This window comes from Pseudarthrobacter ribosi, assembly GCF_055412865.1.
This window is the reverse complement of sequence record NZ_JBVAYZ010000002.1, coordinates 160685-177347: the sequence shown is the minus strand read 5'-3', so window position 1 is coordinate 177347 and position 16663 is coordinate 160685. Positions and strand designations below refer to the sequence as shown.

At 69.7% G+C, this 16663-nt stretch carries 16 protein-coding genes; 11 read left to right on the top strand and 5 right to left on the bottom strand.

Translation table 11 applies throughout. From position 1 onward, the window contains the following. Positions 1–5 precede the first annotated feature (5 nt). Positions 6–2666 (bottom strand): FG-GAP-like repeat-containing protein, encoded by a 2661-nt coding sequence (locus tag ACZYZ5_RS02665; RefSeq protein ID WP_463898941.1) that lies wholly within the window; start codon positions 2664–2666, stop codon positions 6–8. Between ACZYZ5_RS02665 and ACZYZ5_RS02660 the strand changes: the two genes are divergently transcribed. Further along, entirely contained in the window at positions 2650–3009 is a 360-nt protein-coding gene (locus ACZYZ5_RS02660; protein ID WP_463898940.1) for a hypothetical protein, read from the top strand. The genes ACZYZ5_RS02665 and ACZYZ5_RS02660 overlap by 17 nt on opposite strands. Before the next feature lie 191 nt (positions 3010–3200). Here the strand turns inward: ACZYZ5_RS02660 and ACZYZ5_RS02655 are convergent, their stop codons facing one another. Then, entirely contained in the window at positions 3201–4379 is a 1179-nt protein-coding gene (locus ACZYZ5_RS02655; RefSeq protein WP_463898939.1) for an ROK family protein, read from the bottom strand. Between the two features lie 107 nt (positions 4380–4486). Here ACZYZ5_RS02655 and ACZYZ5_RS02650 point away from each other — a divergent pair, with 107 nt between their 5' ends. The 5 genes from ACZYZ5_RS02650 (at position 4487) to ACZYZ5_RS02630 (ending at position 9472) form a co-directional block, all read left to right on the top strand. Next, positions 4487–6193 carry a glycoside hydrolase family 13 protein gene (locus tag ACZYZ5_RS02650; protein WP_463898938.1) on the top strand — a complete coding sequence of 569 codons (1707 nt, stop codon included), beginning with the start codon at positions 4487–4489 and terminating at the stop codon, positions 6191–6193. Positions 6194–6258: 65 nt separating this feature from the next. Continuing rightward, complete coding sequence (locus ACZYZ5_RS02645) at positions 6259–7191, top strand: aldo/keto reductase (RefSeq protein WP_463899228.1); 933 nt, start codon at positions 6259–6261, stop codon at positions 7189–7191. A 173-nt stretch (positions 7192–7364) separates the two neighbouring features. Then, a complete protein-coding gene (locus ACZYZ5_RS02640) occupies positions 7365–8228 on the top strand; it encodes an HpcH/HpaI aldolase/citrate lyase family protein (protein WP_463898937.1) in 864 nt (287 codons plus the stop codon). 24 nt (positions 8229–8252) lie between these two features. After that, entirely contained in the window at positions 8253–9203 is a 951-nt protein-coding gene (locus tag ACZYZ5_RS02635; protein ID WP_463898935.1) for a DUF2797 domain-containing protein, read from the top strand. A 44-nt stretch (positions 9204–9247) separates the two neighbouring features. Further along, entirely contained in the window at positions 9248–9472 is a 225-nt protein-coding gene (locus ACZYZ5_RS02630) for a DUF3188 domain-containing protein (protein WP_463898934.1), read from the top strand. Here ACZYZ5_RS02630 and ACZYZ5_RS02625 read toward each other — a convergent pair. Then, positions 9462–11123, bottom strand: coding sequence for a SulP family inorganic anion transporter (locus ACZYZ5_RS02625; RefSeq protein ID WP_463898933.1), 1662 nt, complete (start codon positions 11121–11123; stop codon positions 9462–9464). The genes ACZYZ5_RS02630 and ACZYZ5_RS02625 overlap by 11 nt on opposite strands. Continuing rightward, positions 11120–11497 carry an ArsR/SmtB family transcription factor gene (locus ACZYZ5_RS02620; protein WP_463899227.1) on the bottom strand — a complete coding sequence of 126 codons (378 nt, stop codon included), beginning with the start codon at positions 11495–11497 and terminating at the stop codon, positions 11120–11122. The genes ACZYZ5_RS02625 and ACZYZ5_RS02620 overlap by 4 nt, the downstream gene beginning before the upstream one ends. Positions 11498–11647: 150 nt before the next feature. Here ACZYZ5_RS02620 and ACZYZ5_RS02615 point away from each other — a divergent pair, with 150 nt between their 5' ends. The 4 genes from ACZYZ5_RS02615 to ACZYZ5_RS02600 are packed head-to-tail and all read left to right on the top strand — an operon-like array spanning position 11648 to position 14985. After that, entirely contained in the window at positions 11648–12136 is a 489-nt protein-coding gene (locus ACZYZ5_RS02615; RefSeq protein ID WP_463898932.1) for an FAS1-like dehydratase domain-containing protein, read from the top strand. A 2-nt stretch (positions 12137–12138) separates the two neighbouring features. Further along, positions 12139–12576 carry a MaoC family dehydratase gene (locus tag ACZYZ5_RS02610; RefSeq protein WP_463898931.1) on the top strand — a complete coding sequence of 146 codons (438 nt, stop codon included), beginning with the start codon at positions 12139–12141 and terminating at the stop codon, positions 12574–12576. Between the two features lie 15 nt (positions 12577–12591). After that, positions 12592–13869 (top strand): MFS transporter, encoded by a 1278-nt coding sequence (locus tag ACZYZ5_RS02605; protein ID WP_463898930.1) that lies wholly within the window; start codon positions 12592–12594, stop codon positions 13867–13869. 48 nt (positions 13870–13917) lie between these two features. Further along, positions 13918–14985, top strand: a complete 1068-nt coding sequence (locus ACZYZ5_RS02600; protein WP_463898928.1) for a UDP-N-acetylmuramate dehydrogenase — start codon at positions 13918–13920, stop codon at positions 14983–14985. Positions 14986–14998: 13 nt separating this feature from the next. Here ACZYZ5_RS02600 and ACZYZ5_RS02595 read toward each other — a convergent pair whose 3' ends face one another. Beyond that, on the bottom strand, positions 14999–15478 hold the full coding sequence (locus ACZYZ5_RS02595) for a hypothetical protein (RefSeq protein ID WP_463898927.1): 480 nt from the start codon (positions 15476–15478) through the stop codon (positions 14999–15001). A gap of 69 nt (positions 15479–15547) precedes the next feature. Between ACZYZ5_RS02595 and ACZYZ5_RS02590 the strand changes: the two genes are divergently transcribed. After that, on the top strand, positions 15548–16654 hold the full coding sequence (locus tag ACZYZ5_RS02590) for a winged helix DNA-binding domain-containing protein (RefSeq protein WP_463898926.1): 1107 nt from the start codon (positions 15548–15550) through the stop codon (positions 16652–16654). The last annotated feature ends 9 nt before the right edge of the window (positions 16655–16663 follow it).

The window sequence follows — 16663 nt, the reverse complement described above, 5'->3', positions numbered from 1 at the left end:
CCGTCTTACGACACCGAACCAGTGAAGATGCGCGGTAGGTAGCCCTCGTTCGGCCGCATGCCTGTTCCCGAATAGACCCAGAGCGAACCGTCGGGCCTGCGCGCCACCATGTCGGGGAAGCTGTCCGCGTTCAGGTTTCCCGCGCCCAGGACGGTGTCAAACACGGACCACCCGGTTCCGACTCTGCGCGGGGCGGAGAGCTTCCCGGTGCCGTCTCCCGGGTACATCCACAGAGTGCCGTCGAAATTCCTGGCCATAACGTCGTTTCTTCCGTCTGCGTTGTAGTCTCCGGCTCCAAAAATCTGGTCGAAGACTTCCCAGCCGTAATCACCGATCTTCACCGCCGAGGTGTACCCCTCGTTGGTGCCATTGACGGTGCCCGTGCCGCGGTACAGCCAGATCGAGCCGTCGGCTTTCCTCGCCAGCAGGTCGTTCTTTCCGTCCGTGTTGAGGTCGCCGGTTCCGGTCAGGGCGGTGAAGGCGTTCCAGCCGCCGCTGCCGATTTTCTTCGGCGCCGTGTATCCGGGGTTGCCGGCGTCGACGCGGCCGGTGCCCGGGTAGATCCAGAGGGTGCCGTCGGGCTTCCGCGCGATGAGGTCATTCTTGCCGTCCCCGGTGAAATCCCGGACGCTGATCAGCGAATTGAACGCTTCCCAGCCGCCGAGACCGATCTGCCGCGGCACCCCGTAGGCGCCCTTCCCGTCGCCGGGGTAGAACCACAGGGTGCCGTCCGGTTTCCGGGCCAGGAGATCGGCGACCTTGTCGCCGTTGAAATCTTCGACGGCGGTCAGATAGTCAAAGGCTTCCCAGCCGAAGTCACCGATTTTCCGCCCGCTGCCATAACCCTCGTCCCGCATGGCGGTCCCCGCGAAGAAGAAGACGTTTCCGTCGGCCTGGCTTGCCACGAAGTCGGCGGTGCGGTCCCCGTTGGCGTCGCCGGTGCCCAGGACCGTGGTGTACATGCCCCAGCCTGTCCCGATCTGCTGTGGCTGGACGAGTTTCGCCGGTCCGGAGTTGGAATACAGCCAGAGGGACCCGTCAGGACGCCGGGCGGCCAGGTCGTTTGTTCCATCGCCGGTGAAATCGTGGATCGGGATCAGCTGGTCAAAAACATCCCAGCCGTAATCGATTTCGCGGGGCGTGCCCGGCCGGCCGGTGCCCATTCCCGGGTACAGGACTAGCACGCCGTCCGGGCGCCGGGCCAGGATGTCTGCCTTCCCGTCGCCATCAAAGTCGCGGACGCCCAGGAGCGCATCGAAGGCATTCCAGCCGAAATCACCGATCTTAAGGGCTTGGGCGTACCCTTCATTGCCTGCCGAAACAGTTCCCGCCCCGGCGTAAAACCACAGCGATCCGTCGAACCTCCGGGCGACAAGGTCGTTCCTGCCGTCCCCGTTGAAGTCGCCCGTGCCAAGGACGCTGTTGTAGATTTCCCAGCCGGTGCCGATCCGCTGGCCGGCCCGGGACTTGCCGGTGCCGTCGCCAGGGTAGAGCCACAGCTCGCCGTTGGCCTTGCGCTGAATTAGGTCGGCTATTCCGTCGCCGTTAAAATCGCCGGGGGCGACCAGCAGAGGCTTGGCCGGAGGCAGCGAATCAATGGTTACCCCGGCAGCGGAACTCGAGATCCAGTCAATGCTCACGCGTGTGCCGGCGTGCGTCGTGAAGGTCTGGCCGGCTTGCCATGCCTGGTTGTAGCTGTAGTAGCCGTTGAATGTTGTGGTGCTGGGCTGCAGGGCTAGTGAACCCGAGCCGTAAGCCTGGACAACCTTGACTCCGCGGTTGCCGCCGACTGCCGTTGCCGCGTCGTTGCCCACCGGAAGGCGAAGCTCCAAATAATAGGTCTCACCGCTGACGGGATCAGTGAATTTGAGGGCGCGGTTGTCGTCCGCGCTTCCCCAGGCCTTTAACTGGTAGGAGTTCTTGCCGGCCACCGTACCAAGGTTTCTGACCTCGTTGCCGGAGCCGAATCCGCCAAACTGGTAAATGGGGGAGCTGACCACCGGCTGGGTACTCTGGGAGACGCCCATCAGGTCCAGATTGTCCTTGTACTCCTCGATGCTGCACGTGCCGTTGGTGAACGTTCCGTTCGCGTTGCTGGCGGTGTCCACGGCGCCATTTGCGCATCGGAGCCGGTTGGCATGCATCAGCCCCAGGACGTGCCCGAATTCGTGGGTAAGTACGCTTTTGGTCAGGCTTGCCGGGATCGGCATGAGGACGCGTCCGCTTGTTCCGTTGTAGCTCCAGCCCGCGCCGTACGCCCCGTCGGACAGCGTCGGAGTGGACACGAACACCACGAGCGCCGTGAAGGAACTGGGCACCCACCCGATCTCGGCGGCGATGGTGGTCATCATGGAGGAGTAGCTCTGGGTGGAGGTTGCCTTGCTCGACCTGTTTTCGACGGTGGCGACGCTCATGGACAGCCTGCCGTTCGACATGGCCTGCCAGTACTGGCTGCTGGTCTGGATGGCGGCCCGGGCGTCCGCCTCCGGGATGGTCGCTTTCCTGTCCGCCAGCTGGACCATGACTAGCTTCACCTTGATGTCGCCGCTCCGGGCGATGGAATAGGCCTCGGTGGCTGCCGTGTGCTGTTCGGCGCCCTTGGGCCCGTGGCCTTCCGTGCCGTGACTGGACGTGGGATTGCTGCCGCCGATGACCTCCGTGAACAACGGTTCCGGGCTCGTCAGCGTCTGCGACTCCACCGTCGCCGGGGGCGCCGTGGTCGCTGTCGGACCGGGCGTCACCGCCGTCGGGACGGTTGCCGTCCCCGTCGGCGTCGGCGTCGGCGTCGCCGCCGCCGCCGTAGCCGTCGGCGTGGACGCTGGTGCGGCTGTCGCCGGCGCCGCGGCCGGAGCCGTGGGCGGGGCGGACGCCGTCGACGTGGGTGGCGGCGCCGCCGGAGCAGCGAGAGCCGGCGAGATCGTCACAGCAGTGAGCGAGGCAAGAGTAACGACAAACGCTGTCAACAGCGCCGTCGTCTTCCGTATTGAGTTCACGTGTTGTCTTTCATGAGACCGCCGCCCCGCTGAATGCTCAGCAGGACGGCCGGGAGACCGGGAAGTGAGGTCAGTCTACGGATGGCGCGCCGCCAGAACCGGAACCTGCAGGAAACCTTCGCCTTTCGTAGCGAATCGTTGCCTAATCTTGAGCAATGCCGGCGCACCCCGCCCAACAGTGTGCCCCGACACGCAGCGGGGTTGCCCCTACCGCGCGAGCTCCAGCTCCGGCGCGTTCGCCTCGACGTAGTCCAGGGCATGCCGGACGGCGCCGACGGTGACAATCGCGTCGCCCAGGGGCGAGACGGTGACGCGCGGGGGAGTCGCCGTGTACCGGGGGAGCAGGGCCGTGATGCCCGGCAGGAGCACTCCGGCGGAGTCGGCCACCGCCCCGCCGATCACCACCTGCTCCGGGTTCACGAAGCTCGACACGGTCGCGATGACACGTGCCATCCGGTCCGAGATGCGCGCCAGGATGGCCAGCGCGGCGGGATCGCCGGCGGCGGCATCCTCGAACACCCGGCGGGCGCTCGCCGCGCCGCCCGCGGCGGGGCCTCCGCCGGCTGCGGACCACTGCCGGGCGAGGCTGGCGATGCCGTCGCTGGAGCCGACGCCCTCGACGAGGTCCAGGTAGCCCATTTCGCCGGCCGCGCCGCCGCGGCCGTGCAGCAGCCGCCCGGACTCCATCACCCCGGCGCCGAGCCGTTCGCCGGCCAGCATCACCACGAGATCGTCGACGCCGGCGCCGGAACCCCGCCAGCGTTCGCCCAGGGCGGCCAGGTTCGCGTCGTTCTCCAGCAGCACCGTCCAGCCGTGCAGCTCCTTCAGTGCCGCGCGGAGCCCGACGTCGAACAGGCTCCAGAAATGCTGGGTGACCAGCACGTTGCCGGCGCGGTCCACGGGGGCGGCGATGCCCGCACCGACGGCCAGGACCTTGTCCGGGCCGGTCCCGGCGGCGGACAGGGCCCGGCGGCAGGCGCGGTCGACGACGTCGATCCTTTCCACCGCGGGGATGTCGGTGGCCCGGAAGCTCTCGCTGGATCGTCCCAATATGGTGCCGCGGAGGTCCGCGACCGCCGCGGTGGTGGTGGCCGCGCCGATATCGAGGCCCAGCACATACCCGGCGCCGCTGTTGAGCTCGAAGCGCCGGGCCGGGCGCCCCTTGCGAGGACTCCCGGGCTTCTCCTCGTCCCGCGCCTCCAGTTCACGGATCCAGCCACGTCGGATCAGGTCCTCGCAGACGGCGATCACCGATGCCCTCGTCAGCCCGGTCCGGGCCATTAGCTCGGTCCCGGTGGCCACCTCCGTGGTCCGGATGACGCCGAGCACGGAACGGGCGTTGACCCGGCGCAGCAGCTGGGGCGTGGCGGCGGCGGCGTGCGGCATCAGAATCTTGACCTCCCCGTAACTACGGACCCATAATTGATCCGGCAATATATTTAGCTTGTATCTAAATTATCAGAAGCACCGCTCCGAACCCGAAGGATCATCCCTTGTCCAACACCGCCACGCTGGCAACCCTGTCCGGTTCCGATCTCGCCGCCGACCCCAACTGGTGGCGGCAGGCTTCCGTGTACCAGATCTACCCGCGCAGCTTCTCCGACTCCAACAGCGACGGACTCGGCGACATCAAGGGCATCACGGCGAAGGTCCCCTACCTGAAGCAGCTCGGGATCGACGCCGTCTGGCTGAGCCCGTTCTACCCCTCGGCCCTCGCCGACGGCGGCTACGACGTCGATGACTACCGCGACGTGGACCCCAAACTGGGAACGCTGGAGGACTTCGACGAGATGTCCGCCGCCCTGCACGCCGCCGGCATCAAACTGATCGCCGACATCGTCCCCAACCACTCCTCGAACCGCCACGCCTGGTTCCAGGAGGCCCTCGCGTCCCCGCGCGGCTCCGACGCGCGGGAGCGCTACATCTTCCGCGACGGGCTTGGGCAGAACGGTGAGATCCCGCCGTCGGACTGGGAGTCGGTGTTCGGCGGCCCGGCCTGGGAACGCATCACCGAGCGCGACGGCACCCCCGGCCAGTGGTACATGCACATCTTCGCCAAGGAACAGCCGGACCTGAACTGGTCCAACCGGGAAATCCGCGACGACTTCCTCAAGACCCTGCGCTTCTGGTCCGACCGCGGCGTGGACGGCTTCCGGGTTGACGTCGCGCACGCCCTGACCAAGGACCTCACCGAGCCGCTGCTGTCCAAGGTCGAGCTCAGCGAGGCCAACAGCGGCACCGACGGCTTCGACGACGGCTCGCACCCGTTCTGGGACCGCGACGAGGTCCACGAGATCTACGTCGAGTGGCGCGAGGTCTTCAACGAATACAACCCGCCGCGCACCGCGGTCGCCGAAGCCTGGGTCCACGCCAGCCGCCGCGGCCGCTACGCGAGCCCGGAGGGCCTGGGCCAGGCGTTCAACTTCGACCTCCTGCAGGCCGACTTCGACGCCGACGAGTTCCGCGAAATCATCACCCGGAACCTCGCCGAGGCCACCGAGTCCGGCGCCTCCTCCACCTGGGTGTTCTCCAACCACGACGTCGTCCGCCACGCCACGCGCTACGGGCTGCCCCAGGGCGGCGGCCGGCATGCCAAGGGACAGGACGGCAAGGGCTGGCTGCTGGCCGGCGCCCCGGCCGAGGAACTCGACGTCGAGGTCGGCCTGCGCCGTGCCCGCGCGGCCACGCAGCTGATGCTGGCGCTGCCGGGGTCCGCGTACCTGTACCAGGGTGAGGAGCTGGGGCTCCAGGAAGTCGCGGACATCCCCGACGCCGAGCGGCAGGATCCGACCTTCTTCCGCAACAAGGGCGTGGAGATCGGCCGGGACGGCTGCCGAGTGCCGCTGCCCTGGGCCGCCGAGGGCAGCTCCTTCGGCTTCGGCGACGGCGGGGCTCACCTGCCGCAGCCGGCGTGGTTCGGCCGCTACGCCGTTGCCGCCGAGGACGGCGTGGAGGGCTCCACGCTGGAGTTCTACCGCCAGGCGCTGAAGCTGCGCCGGGAACTGCAGACCTCGGAAGAGCTGCAGTGGCACACCACGGCCAGCCCCGCGGTGCTGCACTTCAGCCGCCCCGGCGGCTGGCAGACCGTGACCAACTTCGGTGACGAACCGGTTGCGCTGCCCGCCGGAACCGTGTTGCTCAGCAGCGGACCGCTGGAGAAGAACCTTCTGCCGGGCAGCACCACCGTCTGGCTGCGGTGAACCGGCCGCAGGCCGGGGAGCCATCCGGGGAGCCAGCCAGCGGGCCACCGCAGCCCGGACAGGAACTGATTTACGGCTGCATGGGCCTGGGCGGCAGCTGGTCGGCGGAGCCGCACTCGTCCGCGCACGTGGACGAGGCGGCTGCCGCCGTCGACGCCGCCCTGGAGGCCGGCATCACCCTGTTCGACCATGCCGACATCTACCGCGGCGGCAAGTCCGAGGCCGTGTTCGGTGAGGTGCTCGCGCAGACGCCGGGGCTGCGCGAACGGATCCGGCTGCAGACCAAGTGCGGCATCCGGCTCAACGAGCACGGCCTGGAGGGCTACTACGACCTGAGCCGGGACGCCATCCTGGCCCGGGTCAACGAAAGCCTCGGCCGGCTCCGCACGGACTACGTGGACGTGTTGATGCTCCACCGCCCCGATCCGCTGATGGACCCCGCGGAGGTGGCCTCCGCCGTCGGGCAGCTGATGGCCGAGGGCAAGGTCCGGGCGCTGGGCGTGTCCAACATGTCCGGGGCGCAGATCGAGCTGCTGCAGGACCGGCTCGAGACGCCGCTGGTCGCCAACCAGCTGGAGATGAGCCTGTTCAAACGCGCCTGGCTGGAGAGCACGGTGCTGGTCAACCATGCCGAGGGGACGGACTACAGCTTCCCGCACGGCACCGTGGAGCACTGTGTCCGGCACGGCATCACCCTGCAGGCCTACGGTTCCCTGGCCCGGGGACTCTACACCGGGGCGCCGGCCGCGGCGCCGTCGGCCGCGGAGGAAGCGACCGCCGGGCTCGTGGCGCAGCTGGCTGCGGAGAAAAAATCGACCGGGGAATCGGTCGTGCTGGGCTGGCTGATGAAGCACCCGGCGGGCATCGCCCCCGTGATCGGCACCGCCAGGCCGGACCGCATCCGCGCCTGCGCGGACGCGGCCGGGGTCGCCGCGGCCATGACCCGGGCCGAGTGGTACAGGCTCTGGGTCACGGCGCGCGGCAGCAACATCCCCTAGCCGCCTCGCGGTCATGCCGCACCCATGTAGCTCGCAGCAGGGGCCGTTCCGGACGCCGAGAACGGCCCCTGCTGCCAGCCAGATGCCCGGGGGACGTGATTTTGGTCGTAATGGTCGCCCCGGAGGGCCGGATCGCTTAACCGCAAACGCCCCCGGGCGGATAGCGTAGATACATGACTTCCACCACCACTGCCGGGACCCTCCGGACCCAACGCAACATCCCCGCTGAAATCGCCCGTTCCTGGCTGCTGGTCAATGCCATGAAAACCGAGCTCTTCGAACAGTCGGCCGGCTCCCGCGCGGACGCCGTCATCCTGGACATCGAGGACGCGGTGGACCCGTCGCAGAAGGACGCCGCCCGCGGACACGTCGTGGACTGGCTGACCGCCGGCGGGAAGGCCTGGGTCCGGATCAATGACGCCACGAGCCCCTTCTGGGCCGATGACCTTGCCGGGCTCCGCGGCACCCCGGGCCTGCTCGGCGTGATGCTGGCCAAGACCGAGTCCGCGGACCAGGTCACCGAAAGCTTCCACCGCATGGACGGCAAGACGCCCGTCATCCCGCTGGTCGAATCAGCCGTCGGCATCGAGGAAGCCAACCACATCGCCAAGGCCCAGGGCGCGTTCCGGCTCGCCTTCGGCTCGGGCGACTTCCGCCGCGACACCGGCATGGCGGCCACCCCCGAGGCCATGGCCTACCCGCGCGCCAAGCTCGTCGTGGCCAGCCGCGTCGGGAACCTGCCGGGCCCCATCGACGGCCCCACCGTCGGCACCAACCACCCGATCCTGCGCGAGCAGACCGGCATCACCGTGATGATGGGCATGACCGGCAAGCTCTGCCTCGCGATCGACCAGACCCACGTCATCAACGAGGTCATCAGCCCCACGCCGTCCGACGTCGCCTGGGCCACCGACTTCATGGCCGACTTCGAGGCCAACGGCCGCGTCATCCGCGACGGCTCCGACCTGCCCCGCCTGGGCCGCGCCGAGAAGATCATGAAGCTCGCGGTAGCCTTTGGGGTGCAGCCGGCCCTGTAGCCGGCCCCGAACCAAGGAGACCCCGTGACCGATACCTGTTATCTGGTCCACGGGGTCTTTTGGGATGCAGGGCCGGCGGGCCCGGCGGGCTCCGCAGTGCCCGGCGGCGGGCGCCCGGCGATGCGCCTGCAGGACCCTGACGGCGGTGTCACCGATCTGCCGCTCGACGCCGGAACCCGGCTCGGCTTCCGGCTCGCCGCCGCGGGGAAGCACTGCCTCGGGCACCACTTGGTCCACGGGCCCGCCGACCGCGATCACGTGCTGTGCCCGGACCGTGCACCGGCCGTGAAGGGCAGCCAGTGCGAGCGGTGCTTCGTCTTGGACGACTCGCGGCTCATCCACGACTTCCACCGCGGCGGGCGCGTGCCGCCCGGGCTGAGGGCTTACCTGATGCAGCCGCACTGGCTGTACATCGCCACCTTCGCCAACGGCGCCAGCAAGGTGGGTACCGCGGCAAACCTGCGCAAATGGAAGAGACTCGCGGAACAGGGCGCCGTCGCCGCCCGCTATGTCGCCCGCGCCGACGACGGCCGGGTGGTCAGGAACCTCGAGGACCTGGTGACCCGCGACGCCGGCATCCCCCAGCAGATCCGCTCCGCCGCCAAAGCCGCGGCCCTGGCCGGTCCGGCGCCCGCGGCCGAACTGGACGCCCGGAACAGCCGGCTCGCCGCGGAGGTCCGCGGGCTGCTGGCCGGCGCCGGGGGCGGCGGCTTCGACGTCGTGGACGAACACTGGCAGCGGCCGGGCCTATCGGATGAGGTCTGCGCGCCGGCTGCCCGGCACGCCTACCCGCATGAGCTCAGCACCGGAACCCACGGATTCCGGATCGACTCGCTGAGCGGCAGCGTCGCGCTGGCCCGGCTCGACGGCGCCGACCTTGAATTCGTGGTCAACCTGGGGCAGCTGAAGGCGCGGACGATCGCGCTCGGCGACCACGGCTCCGGCGTCCCGGCGGTGCAGGAAGCACTGTTCTGAGCAGCTGCCCAGGGACTGCCGGCGGTCCCCAGTAGACTGGCACGGTGCTGAAAGAATTCTGGGACTCCGCGCCAACCACCTACAAGGTGCTCGTTTTCAGTGCCATGGGCCTGCTCGGCGTCGGCATCGTCCTGAACCTGGTCGGCAACAGCTCCGGCAACCAGGACCTGGCCGTCGCCTCCCTGGCCGTGATCGGACTCGGCCTGGTCCTGCATATCGCCGGGATCGTGGTCCGCGGCCAGTCGATCCGCAAAAACCTCAAGCGTTAGCGGCGGCGTTCCGGAGCACATGGCTGCGGGCGTGCGCCACGGCCTCGGGCAGGGTCGTGAACAGGTGTTTGTGGTGCCGCAGCGAGCGGATCACCCCGACATTGGTCACGAGCTCCAGGTGCTGCGGCTGGACGCCCTTCAACAGGACCGTCACACCGCGCAGCTCCAGCGCCGAGATGACCTCCACCAGCGTGTGGGCCCCGGTGGCGTCGAGCATCCGCACCTGCGAGAGCCGGATGATGGCGACCTGGATGTCCTTGACCTGGCTGATTTCCTGCAGGACCCGTTCCGCGGCGCCGAAGAACATGGCCCCGTCCAGCCGGAAGATCGCGATGTGCTCGTCCCCCTCCTCGCGCGGTCCCGGAATCTCCTCGCGCCCGACCCCGCTGAGCGAGGCGAACTTCCGCAGCGTGAAGATGGCCGCGGCGACCAGCCCGATCTCGATGGCCACAATCAGGTCGAAGGCCACCGTGATCAGCGCCGTCAGGACAAACACGAACGCGTCGGCGCGGGTGGAGCCCATGATGGCGGTGACCGTGCGCCGGGACACCATGCGCGTGGCCGTGACCATCAGGATCCCGGCCAGGACGGCCAGCGGGATCTTCCCGACCAGGCCCGCTGCCAGATAGATGATGGCCAGCAGGACCAGGGCGTGCACAATCGCGGAGAGCCGGGTCTTGGCTCCGGAGCGGACGTTGACCGCCGTCCGGGCGATCGCGCCCGTGGCCGGCATGCCGCCGAAGAACCCCGCGGCCACCGAGGCCAGTCCCTGCCCCGTCAGTTCCCGGTCCGGACTGTACGCCCCGGAGGGCCTCCCGTCGGGGCCGACCATGCCGGAGGCCACCCGTGCGGAGAGCAGGGATTCGATGGCGGCCAGCGTCGCGATGGACACCGCCGGCATCAGCAGCCCGCCCAGCAGGGCCGGATCCAGGGCCGGGACCGTCGGTGCGGACAGGGAATGCGGCAGGGAGCCGATCCGGGGAATGTCCAAGTGCAGCAGCTCGGCGGCCACGGTGGCCAGCAGCACCGCGATCAGGCTCGCCGGCAGGGCCTTGTTCAGCTTCGGTAGCAGCAACATCACGGCGGCCACCCCCGCGACGACGCCGAGCGTCTGAAGAACGGTGGGCAGGGTGGCCTGGGAGGCGCTCTCGAAGGCGGCCAGCAGGGTGTTGTGGCCCGGAACGGCCTCGGTGCCGGTGGCCAGGGGAACCTGCTGGAGAAAGATGATCGCGGCGATGCCGAGCGTGAAGCCCTCGACCACCGGCCAGGGGATGAAGGCCACGGCCCGGCCCAGCCCGCTGATGCCCAGGAGGACCACCAGCAGCCCGGCCATCAGGGAGACCAGTGCGATGCTGCCAACCCCGTGGGCGGCGACGACCGGGGCCAGCACCACCACCATCGCGCCGGTGGGGCCGGAGACCTGGACGTGCGAGCCGCCCATGACCGCGGCGACCAGCCCGGCCACGACGGCGGTGATGAGTCCGGCTTCGGCGCCGACGCCGGAACTCACTCCGAAGGCCAGTGCCAGCGGCAGGGCCACAATCCCCACGGTGATTCCGGCCAGCAGATCCGTTTTCCAGGATGAACGCAGCCCGTCGTAGTCACGGCGGGACGGCAGGAACCGGCTGAGGTGGCCCGGCGCGGCGCTCATGAATCGAAACCGCGCAGATGCTCGCTGGGGAGTGTCTGGGCAAGTTTGAGCTGCTCATTGGAATCGGCCAGGCGGTCGAGGAGGAAGGCCCGGGCGATGGCCAGCAGCTCGGCGATCTTCGGATTTGCCAGCCGGTAGGTGACGGCGTTCGCGGTCCGGGAGGAGGTCACCACCCCATGCCGCCGCAGGGTGGCGAGGTGCTGGGACAGGTGGGAGGCCTCGAGTCCCGTCTCGGCCAGCAGGTAGCTGACCGGCGCGGCGTTGTCCGGCGCGGCGGACAGCAGCTCGAGCACGCGGATCCGCGCCGGATGCGCGAGGGCCTTGAACAGGTTCGCTTTGATCTCGTACAAAGGGGTTTGCGCTGGTGAAATCATCATCGCTGCCTGGGCTTTCTCGTCACGGCGGATCCGGGGACCAGCAGTGAATTGACGAAATGATGTTTTCATCATACCGCAGGCTGTCATCCTGTGCCATCCCCTGTCATCGGCGCGGGCGCCCGGGGGCCTGCCGTTAGGCTGGAACCCATGACTATCAATCCGGATCTGCAGGGGCGCAGCTACCCTGCCAAAGAGGTGTACGACGTCGGCCGCGAGAAAATCCGCGAGTTCGCCCGCGCGGTCAAGGCCACCCACCCCGCCCACTTCGACGTGGACGCCGCCAGGGCGCTGGGGCACAGCGACCTCGTGGCACCCCCGACCTTCGCCATCATCGTGGCGCAACGGGCGGACGCCCAGCTGATCGAGGACCCCGACGCCGGCATCGACTTCTCCCGCGTGGTCCACGCCGACCAGCGGTTCATCCACCACCGCCCCATCGTCGCCGGGGACCGGCTGGTGGCGGAACTGCACGTCGACGGCGTCCGCGCCATGGGCGGGGGAGCCATGATCACCACGCGCTCGGAGATCTTCGCCCTGCCCGCCGACGGCGCCGCCGCTGGTACCGCGGACGACGCGGCGCGCGAGCCCGTCGCCACCGCCACCTCGTCCATTCTGGTCCGCGGAGAGGGACAGTAGCCATGACACCCACACTTTCGGACCTCGCCGTCGGCCAGGACATCGGCAGCCGCAGCATCGAGGTCACCCGCACGGACCTGGTCAAGTACGCCGGCGCCTCCGGCGACTTCAACCCCATCCACTGGAACGAAGCCTTCGCGACCAGCGTGGGGCTGCCCGGCGTGATCGCGCACGGCATGTTCACCATGGGCTCCGCCGTCCAGCTCGTCACCGACTGGGCCGGCGGCCCTGCCGCCGTCGTCGATTTCCAGACCCGCTTCACGAAACCGGTCCCGGTTTCCGACACCACCGGAACGGCCGAGGCCGGCGCCGTGATCGAGGTAAGCGGCGCCATCGGAGCGATCGACGCCGACAAGGGAACCGCCCGGGTGGACCTGACCGTTACCAGCGCCGGCCTGAAGGTGCTCATGAAGGCCCAGGCCGTCGTCAGGCTGGCCTAGCCGCATGGCGACGCCGTGAGCGTAAGCACCGGCCAGGCCACGGAGGTCACCCACTGGCGGAACGCCGTCGTGGCCGCCTACGCGTTTAGCGGCATCGCCTTCGCCACCTGGGTGTCCCGGCTGCCGGCCATCCGGGACGGGCTGGACCTTACGCCCGGCAACATCGGGCTGCTGCTGCTGTGCATGACCCTCGGCTCCTTCGTCTCGGTCTCCGCGTCCGGGCTGATCGTCCTGCGGTTCGGATCCAAACAGACCATCCGGATCGGCAGCATCATGGTGGGCGCCGGGTTGGTCCTCACCGGGCTGGGAACCTCGGTCCTGGTCAACCCGCTCGCCGTCGCTACCGGGCTGGCCGTCATCGGCCTGGGCACGGCCAGCTGGAACACGGCCTCCAACGTCGAGGGGGCCGCGGTGGAACGCGCCGTCCGCCGGCACATCATGCCGCGGCTGCACGGATCGTTCAGCCTGGGCACGGTCGCCGGCGCGGCGGCGGGCGCCTGGGCCGCCGGAGCCGGTGTTCCCGTCTTCGGGCACTTCGCCGTGGTGGGGCTGCTGGTCGCGGGCTCCGTGGCCACCGCCGCTTCCTGGTTCCGCGCGGACATCACCCCGGCGGAGGGCGGGCCGGGCTTCAGGCCGGCCAGGCCCGATACCTTCGAGGATCCCTCCACCGGGCCCATCCCGATCATCCGCCCGGACACGGACCGGCCCGAGGCCCCGCTGGACAGCAAGCGCCAGATTGCCGCGGCCTGGCGGGACCGCAGGACGCTCCTGCTGGGGGTGCTCGTGCTGGGGCTGGCCCTCGCCGAGGGGGCGGCGGGGGACTGGGTGGCCCTGGCGCTCGCCGACGGCCACGGCCAGTCCGACGCCGCGGGCGCCGCCGGGTACGGGCTCTTCGTCACGTTTATGACCGTGGGCCGCTTCGCCGGCACCGTGGTGCTGGACCGCTTTGGCCGGGTCCCGGTGATGCGCTGGTGCGCGGCCCTGGCCGTGCTGGGCCTGGGCGTGTTCGTCTTCGCTCCGGTGCCGTGGGTCGCGTACGTGGCCCTCGCGGTCTGGGGGCTCGGCGCCTCGCTGGGCTTCCCGGTGGGCATGTCCGCCGCCGCGGACGATCCGATCAAGGCCGCGGCACGGGTCTCGGTGGTCTCCACGATCGGCTACGGCGCGTTCCTTTGCGGGCCGCCCCTGCTGGGCCTGCTGGCGGAGCACGTCGGCATCCTGCACTCCCTGCTGGCTGTGATGGTGATGCTCGTGGTCAGCTTCCTGCTCTCCCCGGTGGCCCGGAAGATCGGGTAGCGCGGCCCTGCTTAGGGGAGTCCGGCGTTACCCGGCTAGGCTGGTCGGGTGACCCAGACACTGCTTTCCGCCCTGACCACGGCCGCCGTCGGCGGCCCCGCCGGCAGCTTCACCGAAGCCCGCACCGAGGCGGAGATCATCGAGGCCGTCCGCTCGGCGGACGCTGCCGGTGAGCCCCTGCTGATCCTCGGCGGCGGCTCCAATCTGCTGGTGTCCGACGACGGGTTCCCCGGCACCGTGCTGAAAATCGCCTCGGAGGGTTTCACGGTCACCGCGGAGGACTCCTGCGGCGGCGTCGCCGTTGTGGTCCAGGCCGGCCACAACTGGGACGCCCTGGTGGAGCACGCCGTGCGGCATGCCTGGTCCGGCATTGAGGCGCTCTCCGGCATTCCGGGCGCCACGGGAGCCACCCCGGTCCAGAACGTCGGGGCGTACGGCTCGGACGTTTCCCAGACCATCGCCGCCGTGCGGACCTGGGACCGGCAGCGCAACGCCGTGCAGACCTTCACCAGTTCGGAGCTGAAGTTCGGCTACCGCGATTCGATCCTCAAGCAGACGACCGTTAACGGCTCCCCGCGCTACGTCGTGCTTACGGTCGAGTTCCAGCTGCCGCTGGGTCGGATGAGCGCCCCCATCCGCTACGCGGAGCTGGCCCGCTCGCTGGGCGTCGACGCCGGCCAGCGCGCCTACTCGAACGACGTCCGGCGTGAGGTGCTCCGGCTCCGGGCGTCCAAGGGCATGGTGTGGGACGCCGCGGACCGCGACACCTATTCCACCGGCTCCTTCTTCACGAACCCGATCGTGCCGGCAGCCGTGGCCGCCGGGCTGCCCGGCGACGCGCCACGCTACCCGGGCGGCGCGGACGGGCTGACCAAGCTCTCGGCGGCCTGGCTGATCGACCAGGCCGGCTACGCCAAGGGATTCGGGCTCGAGCGGGACAGCGTCTCCGGCGGCCGGGCCTCGCTGTCCACCAAACACACCCTGGCCATCACCAACAGGGGAAACGCCAGCACCGCGGACCTGCTGGCGATCGCGCGGGAGGTGCGCCGCGGCGTCGTCGAGCGCTTCGGGATTGAACTGCACCCGGAACCGCTGCTCATCGGCGTCGAGCTCTAGGAAACGGCGGGCCTCAGTTCCCGCGGCGGTGCCCGGCGACCCTGCTGAAGAGCATGAACGTGAAGCCGGACGCGGCGGCGCCCAGGAAGAAGACCTGGCAAAACGCCACCGACTGGGCGCTGGGCCCGCTGCGGAGGACCAGGCCGGCGAGGGCGAAGACGACCGCCCCGGCCAGCAGTGCCACTGAGCCGAGCAGGAGACTTTTCACGGTGTCCGGGAATTCCCCGGGGTCCAGGCTGTCCGGCGCTTCGACGGCGCCCCGCACGGGAGGGCGCGGCTGCATCGAGGCGGCCGTGACGAAACTGGTCACCGCCACGGCCATGGACACCATTGCCACAAGTTGCAGGGTGCTCATCATGGGCGAAAGCCGCGTCCCGCTCGCAATGGCAACGGCGAGCCCGGCGGTCATGCCGGCGGCGCTGGATACCCAGCCCAGCAGGGCCAGCCTCCGGCTCAGGGGCCGCAGCTGCGGCCACATCTCACTCAAGGTCATCCATCAAGCGTAGGGAGTCCGGCTGGACGGCGGCTGGGAACCACCGGCCAGGAGCCCTAGCATGGGTGCATGGCAGCAACGGCGCGTGCCCGGCTGAACCGGGGGATCCTGGGACGGCTGCGGCTGGCTTCGCAGGGGCTGGCCGGGGCCGGCTTCGGCAGCGTCCCGGCGGCTGTGCGCTGGATGACGGCCATGCAGGCCCAGGATCTGCAGTCAGCCCTCTGGGCTGTGGGCCAGCGTGTGCCGGGTTCCCGCGTCGGCGATGTCCGCAGCGCCCTTGACCGGGGCGAAATCGTCCGCTCCTGGCCGATGCGCGGCACCCTGCACCTGCTGGCGCCCGAGGACCTCAAATGGATGCTGGCCATCACCTCCGAGCGGCTGATCCGGGGCCTGGCCGGGCGCCACCGGGAACTTGGCATCACTCCCGCGGACGTCGACGCCGCCGCGGGAATCGCGCTGCAGCTGGTCGCCGGCGGGGCCGCGGCCAGCCGGGCGGAGCTGTTCCAGGCCTTCGAACGGGCGGGCCAGTCCGCCGCGGGCCAGCGCGGCATCCACCTGCTGGGGATCCTGTGCCAGCGGGGACTGCTGGTGCAGGGCCCGCTGGCCGGCAACCAGCAGCTGGTGGTGGCCTTCGACGACTGGATCACGGAGTCGCGGGTCCTGAACCGTGCCGAGGGCACCGCCGAGTGGCTGCTGCGGTATCTGCGTAGCCACGGCCCGGCGACGGAGCGTGACTTTTCCTGGTGGTCCGGCATTCCCCTGACGGAGGTCCGCGCGGCCCTGGCCCGGGTGAGGGACCAGCTGGCGGAGGTGACGTTCGAGGGGACCAGCTACTGGATGTCCCCGGAAACGGCGGTGCTGCTCGACGAAGGCGTCCCCGCGGGGCGTCTGGTGCTGGCACTGCCCGGCTTCGATGAGTTCCTGCTCGGCTACACGGACCGGTCGCTCGTGTTGCCGCCGGAGCATGCGGACAAGATCGTCCCGGGCGGCAACGGGGTCTTCCGGAAGACGATTGTGGCCGGCGGCCAAATCGTCGGCACCTGGGACGTCTCCCGCAGCGGAAGGTCCGCGCTGGTGGTGCCCGAGCCCTTCGACGAGGTTAACGGGCTGCGGCCTGCCGCCCAAAGATCCTTTGAGCTGCAGGCCGCGAAGTACCGGCGATTTATCGGCACCTGAACCCGGTGG